The following is a 15,231-nucleotide window of genomic DNA, read 5'->3' on the forward strand; positions in this document are numbered from 1 at the left end:
GCAGCGCCCTCCCCCGCAGCAGCCGCAGCCGCGGCGGCCTTCTCGGCCGCGGCCTTGCGCGCCTTGGCCTCGGCGGCGGCACGGACCTTCATGGCTTTCTCGCGCGCGGCCTTCACCTCGGGCGTGATAACGCTCATGGGCTCAGCAGTCGAAACCTGGTAGAAAAAGCCCTTAAAGTCAATCTGCATGTCGGTGATGGCAAGCCCAAACAGATCGTGCGCTTCGTTTTCAAACGGGAACACCGCCGGATAGTACGAGCTGATGGACGGAATCTCCTGGTACTGGTCGATGCCCTCGACTACCAGGTTCTCAATCGCATAGCTGCCGTCCTGCACAATATGCTCCTGAGCAGCACGAACGTTGATAAACGTATAGACCAAGCGATACGTGCCGTCGTCGACGTTGCGCTCGGCGTGCATTTGCACAAAGCGCGCGCCGACGCCCTTGAGCGCCTGGACATGCGACAGGAGCTCGTCGATCCCAACGGTGGTATAGATAGCCTTTTGCATTACTCGGCCTCCTTTGCAGCGACGGGCGCGGCGGGCGTCCCAGCGGGCGTGTCGCCGGCCCCCGCAACTGCCACAAACCCGTCCTCGCCCAACTCAACGCCACCGTCCCAGGTAGCGGCACCTCCCACGGTGAGCGGGTCGCCACCGGCACGCATCACGGCCTCCTTCTGGTCCAGAATGCCGCACGCCTCCACGATGGCATCGATCACGGTCTCGGGGCGGATGGCGCATCCGGGCGCGTACACGTCCACGGGAATCGCGCGGTCCACGCCGCCGATCACGTTATAGGCATCGCGGAATACGCCGCCCGAGCACGCGCAAATGCCGCAGGCCACCACGCACTTGGGCTCGAGCATCTGGTTGTAAATCTGGCGCACGACGGGCAGGTTCTGGGCATTGACCGACCCCGTCACCAAAAAGATGTCCGCATGCTTGGGGTTGCCGGTATTGACCACGCCAAAGCGCTCCGCATCGAACAGCGGCGTGAGCGAGGCCAGCACCTCGATATCGCATCCGTTGCAGCTCGAGCCGTCGTAATGAATAACCCACGGCGAGCGCGACATTTTTTGATCCATGGATGCCGCCTCCTAAATAAACACGTCAACGAGGATGGGCATAAGGTTGAGCAGGCCAAACACCAGCGCCACGCCCCAGCCGAGCTTAAAGCAGCTGCGCCAGGTGCTGCGTGCGAAGGTGTTGTCGATCAGCACCTCGACAAAGTACGTCGCAACCATCACGACCAGGGCTACGACCCAGCTCACCGGGTTGTCCCAGACAAAGAACATGCCCACCCACATCAAAAACAGCACGGTCTCACACCAGTGCATAAGGGTCATCTTGGCCAGCGTACCGCCGCTCATCTCGGTGGCGACACCCTGGACAATCTCTTGATGCGCGTGATGCGAGTACGAAAGGTCAAACGGCGACTTGCGCAGTTTGATGGTGAGCACCGCAAGCAGCGCCAAGAAAATGGGCGCACTGTACGCGATGATGGGCGCCGACTGCCCCGTCACGGCGATGGAGTCGAAGCTATCGGTGGCGAGATACAGACCCACGCTCATCAGCAGAACGGCGGGCTCGTAGCTCATAACCTGCAGCAGCTCGCGGTCGGCGCCAACCTGGGCAAACGGGCTTTGCGTCGAGGCGGACGCCAACACCACAAAGATCGCGGCGAGCGTCACCATAAAAGCGCACAACAGCGTGTTGGAACCCGACACAAAGATGCCGCCGCCCACCACGGTAAAGATGAGCGCGCACGCCATGTAGGTATCATCCATGGTGTTTACGCTGGCAGGGGCCTTGCGCAGCAGCTTGGCAACGTCGTAGAAAGGCTGGAGCAGGCGCGGACCCACGCGGCCCTGCATGCGGGCCGAAAGCTTGCGGTCAACGCCGTCGATCAAACCGCCCACAAGCGGCGCCAGCAGGGCGAACGCCACGGTACCAATAAATATGCCCACGACGCCCGAACCTTCAAAATACTTACCGCGCAGCACCGAGGGCGCGCTCATGGCAAGTCTCTCGGGCCCGATCCACGCGCAGCACAGCAGCGCAAACAAGATAATGCTGCAGCACACGACGCTGCCCGCGGGGCCGATACGCTTCTCGCCAAGGGCGTCCTCCGAGTACCAATTGCGCTTTTCGGCCTTCACCTCGTGACCCATCGAGCCACGGAAATGGCGGTAATTGTCGGTCCCCACGCCCGAAAGATATACGTTTACGTGCGGCTTGTTGCTCACGCGGAATGAAGTCAGCAGCACCACGGCAATAAACGCCACGATAACCACCATCAGATACATGGCATCCTTGCCAATAACGTACGGCACGCGGCCAAACACCATGGCCAAGTAAGGCGACACCAGACCGCTCGAGATAACCGGGAACGCCACGCAACACAGAATCAGCAGCGCGGCGATGGTGTTGAGCGCCATCCATTCGGTCTTATGGACATTGACCTCAACGTTTTGAGCCGTGGGGTCGACGCCCGAAAGCTTGGCAAGCCACTTGCCCCAGAAGAAGAACGTCGCGGCCGAGCCAAAAGCAAGCACCATGATCATGAGCACGTTGCCGGTCTGCGCAAACGCCACCAGGGCGCCCCACTTGGAAACGAGCATGCCAAACGGCGCCACAAACATACCCATGATGCCCAGCATCATCAGACGCGTCAGGTGCGGCATGCGGCTGAACATACCGTCCATGTCCTCAATGTTACGGCTGCCGATATGATGCTCGGCGGTGCCCACGCACAGGAACAGCAGCGACTTGGCCACCGTATGGAACAGGATCAGGAAGATGGCCGCCCATACGGCCTCGGGCGCGCCGACACCCAAGCAGGCACTGATGAGGCCCAAGTTGGAAATAGTGGAGTACGCGAGCACGCGTTTGGCGTTGCTCTGCGAGATGGCCATGAGGGCAGCAAGCAAAAACGTGATGGCGCCCACACTCGTAACCATAAAGCCGGTCACGGGATAGATGGCATAGAGCGGGCTCAGCTTGACCATCAGGAACACGCCGGCTTTGACCATGGTTGACGAGTGCAGCAGGGCGCTCGTGGGCGTGGGGGCAACCATGGCGCCGAGCAGCCAGGTGTGGAACGGCATCTGTGCGGCCTTGGTGAGTGCGGCGAGCGACAGCAGAACGACCGGCATCACCAGCAGCGCAGATTGCGCGGTACCAGCGCCGGCAAGATCGATCATGCCCGAGATGGTCAGCGGCATGCCGCTAACGTGCAGGTACATGAGTCCGACCAAAAACGCGATGCCGCCCAGCATGTTGAGGATGATCTGGGTAAAGGCGTTTTTAATGGCCTCGGGCGTGCGCGTGTAGCCAATCATAAGGAACGAGCACACGGTGGTGATTTCCCAACCGCAGAACAGCCACTCAAGGTTGTCGCTCGTCACGATGACGAACATGGCCGAGAGGAACAGGAACATGAGCGCCAGGAACTGCGGGCGACGGTCGGGCGCAGTCTGCCCGCGCAGTGCGGCCTCGTGCTCGTCGTGGGCCTGGAAGTCCTTCATGTAGCCCAAGGCGTACACGCAGATCAGGCTGCCGACGATGCCAACGGCGAGGACCATGATCACGCTCATGTAATCCAGGTAGAGCGGCGTAGCGGTGACGGCTTCGACCGCGGGCAGCGTCATGGCCGCAAAGGCGACCGAACCCACCAGCTGGACGATGCCGAGCACGCCGGTAAGCACACTCTTATATTTATGCGCGTTGTACAGGATGACGGCGCACAGGATCACGTCGATGACGGAGCTGATGATCGAGAGCACGTGCGAGGTGCCGGGGGCAACCTCAAAGCTCTGCGGACCCGTGCCAAAAAATAAGACGGCAACTACAACCGTTGTCGCCATAATGACGCCGGAGCCTACAAGCCCTACCGCATCGCGAGCACGGTCACCGCGCGCAAGCAGCATGCCCAGCGCCGGTACCAGCGGAAACAGGGTAAGGAAATACAGTAGCGTCATACCATCACTCCCCCATGCAAAAACGCTATACATGCATTACGTTATAGCGCTAATTTGAGCACCTGAAGGCGGGCTTTCGGCCAACTGTGAAACTTTAGACGTGCGAGGTAAGAAGCCTGTCCGTATTGAAGCAATATGGCGGGCCCCGTCGCGGCAGTGCAGGGCGCGCGCCCCATTACATGACAACCTCCTCTGCTCCGAAAGAGCCTTTAGAGGGGCATCGCGATAGAAAAAATGCACCCCGTAGGCGCACGTTTTCGCTACTCCGCTTTCTTGGCGCGTGGTTTACGACCGCGCGGCTTATCAACCAGCGCGGCCTCGCCGCCGTCGCGATACTGGCGGCACCAGGCCTTAACCGAAGACTCGCTGGGAATCTGGTGTTTGATCATGGCCTCGCGAACCGTCATGCCGTTTTCCAGGCGATCCTTAACTACGGCGAGCTTAACCTCGTACGAATACGTGTGATGGTGAGTGCCCGCGTTGAGCACGGCATCGGCACCGCCCACGGCATATGCGCGGGCCCACTGACGAGCCGTTGCCTGGGGAATGCCAAGCTCCGCGGCGAGGGCGCGATGACCGACCCCCTCTTGGAGGACCTCGACGGCGCGCTGCCTAACCTCAGGCGCATGCGTGCGAGTCCTAGTTGCTTCTGACATACCTGCCACTTCTTAGCCTTAACCGTTAATCTGCTTTCTTACGTGCATGTTAGATAGTAGCATTTTGCTGTTCGCGCGTAGCAGTTAATTGAAAATAGCAACGGCGGCATCTGGGCATTTGCCATTTATTTGCGACATTTCTTTACGTTCTATTTACGCAGCTAGTTAGCTCGCAGCTCATTGAGGGTGTTTTACCAACCAGATTGATATCTTTTTGTTTGGCTCGGTATGGTTTGCGTAATTATTAACCCCTCCTAGCCCCTAAGTTAACGCGGCGGGCCTTCCGTTTACTCTCCAGCTTTCCGCTTAACTTTCCAGCTTTCCACCCTAGATGTTAAGTTAAGTGGAAAGCTGGAAAGATGCTGGGAAGTCGGCAAAGCTAAAACGCCTTTCTCCAGCGGCAGCTGGACAGTTAGTTCAGATTCGTATTTTTTGACAGCGCCGAAACTCTATTCTGGCCCCCTGAGAAGCCCCGTTGGCAGCTCACTAAATGCAAATCGAGCTCATATCGGCCAGCTAACCATAGTTCTGGACTGTTTTTTGCCCCAAAACGAGCGCCGGATGCGCCTGCTGCGGTCTGGAATTATACGTATCTGAACTAACTGTCCAGCGGAGTCCAAGACTGGGATCGCGCAGACTAGGGGGGGGCGGCAACTGGGTGGTTGCCGCCCCCCTTGCGAAGCTAGTCGGCTTCGGAATCAGTGATCGATGCCGTTGAGGTTCACCCTCGTGAGCGTATAGGTCACATAGTCGGGCGATTGAGGCGTTGCGCTCGCCATGTCACCCTTAACCAGGCTCGCTGTCATCACCAAGCGATAGTTCGCATAGAACCGACTCGGCTCAACCTGCGTTTTGACCGTAACAGTAAAGGGCAGGCTAAACGTAGTACCAGCGTTCTGCGTTTTGAATTTGCCATTCTCCTTCGTGTCGGTGAAGGTAATCGCATTGCCCTCAGCTTTAACCTCGGCAAGTTCACTCGCCCCCGTTACATAGTTGGAAATGCCATCCGTTACGTTCTCATACAAACCATCGGTCCCGCTGCGGACGCACCCGATCACGCCGCCAAAAAACGCGCCCGGCACGCCAGAGGCGTCTTTATTCTTATGTGCAATAGAGGCCGCCTTGCCCGAGTATTCAATGTTCAGATTACTCACAACGCTACCGTAGCTATACGGGATCAACCCAGAAAGCGCACCTGTGTCCTTGGAGTTGCGGATCTTGATAGCCGCCTGCGTAGCTACCTGCGACGAGCCCCTCAGATTACCAACGATAACGCCACGGAACGGGTAACCTTTATTACCCAAGCCCTGAAAAACGGCAGCGTCCAGCTCAAGCGTGTCAATGCTTTCCCCCTTGTCGTTCTCCGGCTCGATGCTGTAGTAGGCACTCTGGAGATAGCTATGCATCGTCGCGTCGTCAAGCGTATCTTTGGGGTCGGTTTTGTTAGGCTCGACCCGTCTCTCTCATGTTTTGCTCGCCTGCTTGTAGACGTACGTCACTTCATTACTAGCATCCGCTGGGCACGGTCGAGCTCGTCGCTGCTAGGCGTACCCATGTAGCCCGTGAGCAAATCGCTCGCAAACAGGCTCTGAGCGGTACCCGTCGCGGCGACGGACTTAAGAAATCCGTTGGCGATGTAGGCGGAATAGGTAAAGTAACCACCCATCACGAGCGCCACGGCGCAAACAAGTGCGATTGCCGCCACAACCAGCTTGTTCTTGACTAGGCTTTTGCTTTTTGCCAGCTGCTCGCGCTCGGCATCCTGCTGCTTCTCCCGCTTCTCCATGTGCGCCCCCTCTCCTACTTACCGCTCGTGTTGCGCGCGATCAGGTAGATCACATCGGTCTCTTTGGCGCTCTCGTCCCACGAAAGCTTGATGATAAAGTTGAGCGTGTCCTTGCCATTCGAGCCGTCGAGTGTCTTGGCGTTGAGTTCGCTTTTGCTGAACACCTTGAAACGGTAGAGCGGGCGCGCGTTGCGCTGGACGTTTTGATAGTCCTTGAATGTAGGGTCGCTTGCGCCCTCGCCCGGCACGGCTGCCAGGCCGTCGCCCGGGTCGTTGATGGGCGTGAAGCTCTTCAGCAGATCCGTTTCAGACATTTTCATGCTATAGGGCTTGCCACCCGCAGTGCCGCTCACGTCGGGAGTATCACCTAGGCCCTGATTCTCGGCTTTATACAGCTCGATAGTGAGACCTTTAATATTGGTCGTATTCGCAAGCTGCAGCTCAAACCCATCGCCGCCCGTCTGCACGCAAAACGGGCGCTTGAGCGTCACCGTGTTGCCGGTCTTGGTATCGCCGTATTCGGGGTTGTAACTCAGGTCGATCTGCTCGGCGGCCGTAGCGTTGGGGCCCAGCACCTTGAGCTCTGCCGGCTCCTTGATCTTGCCGACGGTGGAGCCGCGATTGGCATCGACAAACCATCCGAGCGTCAACCCCAGCAACACGAGAAGCACGGCCAACAGGCCCATGATGGCCAGGGATTCGCGACGATGGTTGCTGGTCCACGTCTTGATGCACTCGATGCGGCCAACCGGACGTGCTTCGCCGTGCGAGCCGAACCCGTTGCCGCCGGGGTTTGCCGCTCCTTCGTTGTGTTTGATATCGCCCTGCTCGCGGGCATTAAGCTGCTCGTCCATTTATTTATCCGCCTCCTTGGCGGTAAAGCGCACGCGAATGTACTTGATGTTCTTGCCGATAACCTCGTCGGCGTTGTTGTAGTAGCTGGCGCAGGTTTCCACATCCGCAGCGAACATGCCGGCTCCGACAGGCGGAACCGCACTAGGCGCCTGACCTGGCACACTCGTGCTATCGGCGCGGAAATGGCGCGCGTGGTTACTGTTGATGTCGCCGACGAAGGCTGCGTATCCCGCGGCGGGGTCCGTGCTCGCAAAAAGGTTGCCGCCGTAGCCGGCGTTGCCCGTGCGAACGTAGCTCTTAAACTGCTCCGGCCAAATCCAGTAGAGGGTTTTGGGTACGGTTTTGGTCGTATTGTTTGAGCCCTCAACGCGAAAGCTCCTCGCCGGAATGGCAAAGCTCTGCGTGATGACGGTAACGCTGGCTCCGTCCTGGGTCACCGTGGTTGTCGTGGGAACCAGCGGATTGGAGTAAAAGCCAGAGGTGTCTTTGCCCTAGAAAACCAGGATATGACCGCGCACCAAATCTTTAAGCGAGTTGATGATCTCTTCGTTTTTCGATGCGTCCGCGGCGGTGCCCGTACCCGCAGCGCTCGTCTGGACAGAAATCTCCCAGGTCATCTCCACCGTGATATCGTGCAGGTCGTTGCAGAGCGGCTTGACGTTGAGCCGGAGCTGGCCCGCCGATCCCGGAGAGAGACTGCCATCGGCACTCATGTTATTGAGGTTGAAAAAATTGTTCACGGCAAGGCTTGTACTGTCCGACGCGTAGTTGTCCTGGGCGTCGTACTTGCCCGCCGTGCCGTCCTGCGTTCCCGAGAGCACAAACCGCGGGCCCTTCGCCGCGATCGTGCTTCCCGTGGCGCTCACTCGGTTATTCGCGGAAAACCAGGCCAGGCATGCAAAGATGGCAACGATGGCGGCCAGCACAAACAGACCGCTCACCAGGAAATCCTTCCAGAAATCCTTGAGGGTCCGCACATGCTCGTCGGCAGCTTGGCGGTACTCGGCCGCCGTCTTGTGCTGCTAGAGCTCGCTATGTCGGTCCATGCCACTCATCGTTTACGTTTGCCCTGCTAGTGGGCGTGCCATCCTTTCCGCTTGGTCGTGCTCAATCCATTGCTCGTAGGCATAGAATTCAGGCAGAATACAACACCATACGATAAGGCAAGAGAATAGCATTGACCTGCGGTTTTCTCCACAACACAAGCCTTAATGATGTCTTAAAAGTCGAGCCCTTGGTGCAAAGTAACCTGACCCCCTTGCACCAATCCGTAGCACCGGGCAGCGGACGCACGACGTACCGCCCCCTTAACACCCCAACGCGCGCACGGGTATCACGTAGATACCGTTCTCGACCTCGCGGGCGTACTCACCCACCCCCACAATCACGGCCATAAACTCCGGTTCGCGTGTGCGTGAACGAGGATTTCCACAGACCTTCTTGCGAACGCGCTTGAGGCTCTCGACGCCGGCGCTCGCCTTATCTTCGCTCACCTTAATCTCAAAGGCGGCCCACCGTCCATCGGCTAGCTGCACGATGGCATCGCATTCAAGGCCCGAATCGTCGCGATAATAGCGCACGGGCGTACTATCCAGCAGGTCGAGCGACCGCGCGTAGACCGAAAGGTCGCGTATGACCATATTCTCAAACACCAGACCAAATGTCTGCCAGTCGGCAAGCAGTGCCTGCAAGGACATGCCCAGCAAGGCGCAAGCAAGGCTTGGATCTGCCAGATAGCGCTTGGGTTTGACGGTAAAGCGTCGTTTGTCGCGCGCGGCGGGAACCCAACCGGGGACCTCCTCGAGAATGAACATGCCTTTGAGGGCATCCAGGTACCTACGCACCTTGGTCTCGTCGGCAAACGCTGCGGGTTCCTCCTCGGCACCGAACATATCCATAAGAATCGTTTTATACGTGGTCGCCCGTCCCAGATTGCGCGCGATCGATGCGGAGACTCGACGAGCAATATCGGGGTCGAGACCAACCGCCGGGAAGCTGCTCGAAAACGTGGTGTTGAGATATTCGCGGGCGATGAGCTGGGCGTCAGCCGAAACCATATCGATCGCCTCGGGCCAGCCGCCGCGGCAAGCGGCTTCGACAAGCCCCGGCGTATCGCCATCGCACCGGCAGGGCTCAAAACGATGCTCAAACAAGCCCGCCAGGCTCACCTTGCCGTTAGACTCACCTGTCTCGACAAGCGTCATGGGGTGCATGCGGACGCGGCCGATGCGGCCGGCTCCACTATGCGCTGGCGCCTCCGCCTTTGAGCCAAACGCAGGTGTGGCGGAACCCGTGAGGATATAGGCGCCGCGCGTACCCCGGGCACGGTCGACCTCGTGTCTAACGTAGTCCCAAATCTGGGGAACGCGCTGCCACTCATCGATAATATGCGGACGGTCTCCCAGCAACATCATCGCCGGGTCGGCACGCGCGAGGTCGAGATTCTCGTCGACATACGAGACGGACGCCCCGTGCTCAAGCGCGGCCCACGTCTTGCCGCACCACTTGGTGCCTGCAATCTCGACCGCGCCAAAGACACGAAGGTAGCGCTCGATTTGCGCATCCACGATACGTGGGATGTATCCGTCCCGATGTAGCCTCTCGCCTGCCATGAGCCACCCCCGCAGATTTCCAGTTCCTGCTTTCTGATTCTTCTATTCCACTGTAGCAAATTCGGATTTTCGGGTGGTTGCGATTCGGATTTTCGTGTTCATATAATTCGGATTTTCATGTTCTAAAGAGTCGGATTTTCTGGTGCATGAAATTCGGATTTTCTGAACCCACTGGTCAGGGGCGCCCTCATTGACAAAAAGGCGGGGAGCGCCGATACGGCACTCCCCGCCCACTCAATACGCGATAGCTTTCTTACTTAGAGCTCGTTGGCCGCGTGATACGCCGTGCGGATAGCGCTCGCAATGTCGGCGGTGCGCTCGCCCGAGCAGTCGCCCACGCAGGTCACGGGCACCGTCACGCCGTCCAGGTCAAACGCGTTGGCCTTGGAGCCCACGGCCATCACCACGTAATCGCAGGCAATCTTCACCGGCTCCTCGGCACCGTCCTCGGTGGTGCGAACGGCCTCAACGCCCTCGTCGGTAATGGCGGTCAGGCGGGTCTTAACATGCTGCTCAACGCCATGCTCGGCAAAGTCGCTCATAATCAGCGGCAGAATGGTCTCGGACTCGCCCGCGGCAATCTTGTCGAGCATCTCGATGATCGCCACCTCGCAGCCGTGCTGCAGCAGGTACTCGGCAGTCTCGGTGCCCACCAGGCCACCGCCAATGACGGCGACGCGCCCGCTGAGCTCCACCTTGCCGGCCAGCACGTCCCAGCTCGAGACAACCTTCTCCGAATCGGCACCGGGTACGGGAATGACCACATCGTGCGCGCCCACGGCCACAATCGCGGCGTCGGCGGCGTTGAGGTCCGCGGGGCTAGCGGTGTGGTTGAGCTCAACCTTCACGCCCAGGCCGGGCAGAATCTTCTCGTAGTACTCGACCGAGCGCATGATCTCGTCCTTGCGCGGAGGCGCGGCCGCCAGCACAATCTGGCCGCCCAGATGGTCGCTCGCCTCGTAGACGGTCACGTCGTAGCCGCGCTTTGCCGCCACGCGCGCTGCCTCCAGGCCGGCAATACCGCCGCCCACCACGGCGATCTTCTTGTCGCCCTCGCCCGGCTTAATGGCGATGGTCGCCTCGTCGCCGTTCTCGGCATTGAGCACGCACGAGATGTATTTGCGGTTTTGGATCGCGTCGACGCAGCCCTTGTTGCAGTTGAGGCACTCGCGGATGGGCTCACCTGTAGCGGCCTTAAGCGCAATGTCGGGGTCGCACATGAGCGAGCGGCCGTACGCGACGATGTCGGCCGAGCCGTCTTCCAGGATCTTCTCGCCGGCCTCGACCGAAACAACGCGGCCGACGGTTGCCACCGGCACGGAAACCAGGGCCTTGACGCGCTCGGCCACGGGCAGCGTCCAGTTGTAGGGCATGGCGCCCATGGGCGGAATGGTGTCGCCCATGTTGCCGGTATGGTTGGCCTGTGCGACCTGGATCATATCGATGCCCGCACCCTCGAGCAGCTTGGCGAACTCGCAGGCCTCATCGGGCAGCAGGCCGCCCTTGCCGCGCGGCGTGCCGTCGGGGTTCTCCATGATCACGGGGAGCTTGTACTCCACCATCAGCTCCGGCGCGGCCTCCTTAATAGCGGCGACGACCTCGAGCGCGTAGCGGACGCGGTTCTCGAACGATCCGCCGTACTCGTCGGTGCGCTGGTTGAGGATAGCCGAGCACAGCGAACCCACCAGACGGTCGCCGTGGACCTCGATGGCGTCGATCCCGGCCTGCTGCGCGCGGGCGGCCGAAGCGGCGATGGCTTCCTTGATCTGGGTGAGCTGCTCCACACTCGCCTCGTTCACAAAGTGCTGCATGTCGTGGTGCAGCTTGGCGTAGGCCTGTTTGCGGATCTCGTTGGACTCGGCCATCTTGGCGGCAAAGGTCTCCTCGTCGCCGGCGGCCTTGGCCTCCTGCGCGGCCTTGGCGGCGGCCATTGAGCCCATGACCATGCGGCCGACGCCGGGGACGTCGTACTCGGGGTGGAACAGCTGCAGTGCGACCTTGGCACCGTGCTTGTGGACGGCGTCGGCCAGTGCCTTAAACGTGGGGATCTGAGCGTCGGTCGCCAGCTTGGGCGTGGGGCTTGCGGTCATAACGGGAGCGACGTCGCCGATGACGATGTAACTCACGCCGCCACGGGCCAGGCGCTCGTAAAAAGCCAGGCTGCGCTCGCCGATGGAACCGTCGCGCTCCTCGTAGCCGGTGGTAAGCGGCGGGAACATAATGCGGTTCTTGAGCTCAAGGGGGCCAACCGTAATGGGTTGAAGCAGCTTAGACGCAGGTGTGGTCATGGACATTCCTCTCTTGTAGGTGCGGCGGCGATGATGCCGCGTAGTTGTCTAGAGGATATGGCATGGGGGCACAGCGGCACAACGAAAATCGGCGGATAGCAGGTAGCGACAGATGGATGGGGCGAGACGACCCTTCGGTTTGTCTCGATCTGTAACAGTTACTCGGCATAATCCGTCCCTCGTGTTACAGATCGAGACATTCCCCTCGGCCCATCCTCAGCAATCTAAATCTGTAACACCTAGACCCACTTTTGGCCCCTACCCGTTACAGATCGAGACAAACCAATCTGGCCTGACGAAAGATCTAAAACTGTAACAGTTACTCGGCAAAATGGGCACCAGATGTTACAGATCGAGACAAACGGGACCCGCCTGCAAGAAAATCTCAATCTGTAACAACAACTCGGCAAAATCCGTCCCTCGTGTTACAGATTTAGATAAACGGGGCCGGCGCACCGGAAATCTCAATCTGTAACATCTACAGGCCAAAATCGGACCCATCTGTTACAAATCGAGACAGCCCCCGGCAGCACCGTCCCCGTTCGAGGAAACGACCGCCACACTCACCGTTTTAAACAACCTGACACCGCTCAGCCTGCGATAATTATTTGGTCACGCGTCGACTACGGCGAAGACGCGGCAGAAGGGACACCCATGCAACCGAGTACCACCGATACGTCTACCGCAAAGCAAGCGCTGCTCGAGGCGCTCTTGAGCGACGCGGGGCTCAAGAGCCTCACGCAAACAGCCTCTGCCGCTATGGACAACCCGGTGCTCGTCGTCGATCCCGTGTACCGCTATGCCGCCCGCGGCGGCTTTGAGCTCGACGATGACGACGACTCCCCCTTTGCAGCCATCACCCGCGCCGAGCTCTCCGAAGGTGACATGCTGCAAGACGAAGCCGTGCGCTACATCATCGAATGCGGCTTAGACGAGAAGATCGCCCGCTCGACAGGCCCGCTTACGCGTTATAACGACATGTTTTGCCTCAACACCATGACCGACGCGATCAAGGTGCACGGCACGTGCCTGGGCCGGGTGATGATGATCGAGCGCAATCACGCCTTTGGCGATAGCGATCGCGAGGTCTTTGAGTTCTTCGTCCGTCTGCTCGCACAAGAGCTGCAGAAAGGCGGCTTTCTTTCGATGGGCGGCCCGCAACAGGGGCCATATTTTCTCTCGCGCCTCCTGGACGACGAAATCCCCAACCCCATTACCTGCACACGCAAAATGCAGCTCGTCGGTTTTACGCCGCTTCCCGCCCTCTACGTTGTATGCCTGCTCAAAAAAGATTCCCAGCTCGAGGCGCGCGAGGCGGAGAGCGTCCGAGGACAATTGCAGCCGTTGCTGCACCATAGCCTTATCACCATGTACGAGGGCGAACTCGTGGCGCTGGTAAGCCGTCCTCCCTCCACGCAGCTACCCGCCAACGACGAGGCGATCCTTGCCCGCGTTGCTGCCACGAACAATTTGTTCATTGGTATCAGCAACGAGTTTTCCCAGGCAACAGATGTGCGTGCACACCTCAATCAGGCACGCGCCGCCATTCGCTACGGCTCGACCTTTACCAAAATCCTCGAAGACACCCATGTGTATCGCTATTGCGAATACACCTACATGGAAATGCTCGATATCTGCAATGACCACATCAACCTTATGAACTACTGCCATCCGGCAATCTGGGCACTTTGGAAGCATGACCAGTCGCACGATTCCGAGCTGGTCGAGACGCTCTTTGCCTTTATGCAACACAGCTGCAACACGGCGCGCACCGCCGCGATCTTATCGCTTCACAAAAACACGCTGCTCTATCGCCTAAACCGCATCAAGGAAATCACCGGCAACGACCTGGCATCGGGAGAGGACCTCTTTTTGTTCCACCTCTCGATTCGCGCCCTAATCTACCTTGGCTTTCTTGAGCCGAGGATTAAGCCCCGCACCAGCGCCGACCTGCACTGTCGCAAATTAGCCGAGCGGGGCTTAAACAAAACTAGTCGCGCTTAATCTCCAGCGTGGGGAACGTCATCTTGGCGTACTTATCCATCAGCGGCTTGACCTCGTCCATGTGGGCAAAGAACTCGTCGCGGGTCTTGTTGATCTCGTTGAGGTGCTCGGCGCGCGCATGGTCGTCATTGCGGTCGCGGATCAGACCGTTCTCGGCAATCTTGAGCTTGGGACGCCCGGTGCGCTCGTCGGTCACGATATCGCCACCGGCACCGCAGACCGCGCACTCCCACGGGAACTCGACCCCATCCCAATGCTTGTCGCCGGGGTACACCAGGGAGCTGTGGCAGTTGGGGCACACGCCGTCATCCGGATCGCCCAGCCAGCAGCGCTCGTCAACAGGCGTGCGAATGGCCTTGACGATGTTCTCGCCCATCTTGTGGGCGCGGGCGATCTGTCCGCCCCATTCCACGTCGTCTCCCCACACAAAGGTATTGCCCGGGCGGCCATCACGTTGCGCCATATAGCGATCGACGACAGTCATCGACATGGTAAACATAGTCGCCTGCAGGCTCTCCAGCGCCAGGGACTGCCAATCGTGCATGGAGCCGCCAACAGAAATAAGGCCGGCAACGGTATGCGGATTCTCCTTTACGGCACCGATGGCAAGCAAGAACGAAAGCTCGTATGCCAAGAAGCGCTGCGCAAAGCGGGTGTACACCGAGCTGGGCGTAAGGTCGTAGGTCGGGACCGAGAAGATCACGCCCTGGCAGGTCTGCAGTTCGCGAATAATCGCATCTACATCATCTTTGTTTTTAAGGACGCAGCCATGATATTCCTTTTGCAGGCCGGCGCCCATCTTTCCCATCTGCATGGTGCAGCCCTCGCAACCGGTGCAGGGCAAGATGTTATAGTCGAACAAATTGATCAGCTCGACCTCGCCGCCGGCCTCGCGCACCGCGCAAAGGGCCTCTTTGGCCAAAGCCTCGCCGTTGCCACCGTGCCTACCGGCACAAATCGCCATCACTTTAAACGACATGGTCGCTCCTCTCCAGAGCATTTTGGACACGGATTCTGCCCGTGTGTACTTCGCAAAAAGCGTACGGCAGAC

The 15,231-nt window shown here is 59.3% G+C and carries 13 protein-coding genes; 1 reads left to right on the forward strand and 12 read right to left on the reverse strand.

Annotation, left to right across the window (positions count from 1 at the left end; all coding sequences use genetic code 11):
- The 11 genes from DXB98_RS07135 to bilR all read right to left on the reverse strand — a co-directional run.
- A partial coding sequence (locus DXB98_RS07135) for an NADH-quinone oxidoreductase subunit C (RefSeq protein WP_117743641.1) occupies positions 1-509 on the reverse strand: 509 nt, incomplete at its 3' end.
- Positions 509-1,084 (reverse strand): NADH-quinone oxidoreductase subunit B family protein, encoded by a 576-nt coding sequence (locus DXB98_RS07140; protein ID WP_117743642.1) that lies wholly within the window; start codon positions 1,082-1,084, stop codon positions 509-511. The genes DXB98_RS07135 and DXB98_RS07140, both read right to left, overlap by 1 nt.
- Positions 1,085-1,096: 12 nt before the next feature.
- Positions 1,097-3,979 (reverse strand): proton-conducting transporter membrane subunit, encoded by a 2,883-nt coding sequence (locus DXB98_RS07145; RefSeq protein ID WP_117743643.1) that lies wholly within the window; start codon positions 3,977-3,979, stop codon positions 1,097-1,099.
- A gap of 260 nt (positions 3,980-4,239) precedes the next feature.
- Positions 4,240-4,635, reverse strand: a complete 396-nt coding sequence (locus DXB98_RS07150; protein WP_117743644.1) for a helix-turn-helix domain-containing protein — start codon at positions 4,633-4,635, stop codon at positions 4,240-4,242.
- 698 nt (positions 4,636-5,333) lie between these two features.
- Positions 5,334-6,041: a hypothetical protein gene (locus DXB98_RS07155; protein WP_117743645.1), complete on the reverse strand. Its 708-nt coding sequence runs from the start codon at positions 6,039-6,041 to the stop codon at positions 5,334-5,336.
- Positions 6,042-6,130: 89 nt separating this feature from the next.
- Positions 6,131-6,421: a hypothetical protein gene (locus DXB98_RS07160; protein WP_117743646.1), complete on the reverse strand. Its 291-nt coding sequence runs from the start codon at positions 6,419-6,421 to the stop codon at positions 6,131-6,133.
- A 14-nt stretch (positions 6,422-6,435) separates the two neighbouring features.
- The gene (locus DXB98_RS07165) at positions 6,436-7,275 is read right to left on the reverse strand and encodes a hypothetical protein (RefSeq protein WP_117743647.1); all 840 of its coding nucleotides are present in this window, start codon (positions 7,273-7,275) and stop codon (positions 6,436-6,438) included.
- Complete coding sequence (locus DXB98_RS07170) at positions 7,276-7,713, reverse strand: hypothetical protein (protein ID WP_117743648.1); 438 nt, start codon at positions 7,711-7,713, stop codon at positions 7,276-7,278.
- Between the two features lie 54 nt (positions 7,714-7,767).
- Positions 7,768-8,253: a hypothetical protein gene (locus tag DXB98_RS07175; protein WP_147330311.1), complete on the reverse strand. Its 486-nt coding sequence runs from the start codon at positions 8,251-8,253 to the stop codon at positions 7,768-7,770.
- A gap of 330 nt (positions 8,254-8,583) precedes the next feature.
- Complete coding sequence (locus DXB98_RS07180) at positions 8,584-9,888, reverse strand: ATP-binding protein (protein WP_117743650.1); 1,305 nt, start codon at positions 9,886-9,888, stop codon at positions 8,584-8,586.
- Between the two features lie 257 nt (positions 9,889-10,145).
- A complete protein-coding gene (bilR, locus tag DXB98_RS07185) occupies positions 10,146-12,176 on the reverse strand; it encodes a bilirubin reductase, long form (RefSeq protein ID WP_233505123.1) in 2,031 nt (676 codons plus the stop codon).
- A 654-nt stretch (positions 12,177-12,830) separates the two neighbouring features.
- On the opposite strand from bilR, the gene DXB98_RS07190 reads away from it, so the two are divergent.
- Positions 12,831-14,180 carry a CdaR family transcriptional regulator gene (locus DXB98_RS07190; RefSeq protein WP_117743652.1) on the forward strand — a complete coding sequence of 450 codons (1,350 nt, stop codon included), beginning with the start codon at positions 12,831-12,833 and terminating at the stop codon, positions 14,178-14,180.
- On the opposite strand, the gene DXB98_RS07195 is transcribed toward DXB98_RS07190, so the two are convergent.
- Positions 14,167-15,159: a flavodoxin family protein gene (locus DXB98_RS07195; RefSeq protein ID WP_117743653.1), complete on the reverse strand. Its 993-nt coding sequence runs from the start codon at positions 15,157-15,159 to the stop codon at positions 14,167-14,169. The two genes, DXB98_RS07190 and DXB98_RS07195, sit on opposite strands and share 14 nt — an antisense overlap.
- Positions 15,160-15,231 lie beyond the last annotated feature (72 nt).

Source organism: Collinsella sp. OM07-12 (genome assembly GCF_003438275.1).
Lineage (GTDB): Bacteria > Actinomycetota > Coriobacteriia > Coriobacteriales > Coriobacteriaceae > Collinsella.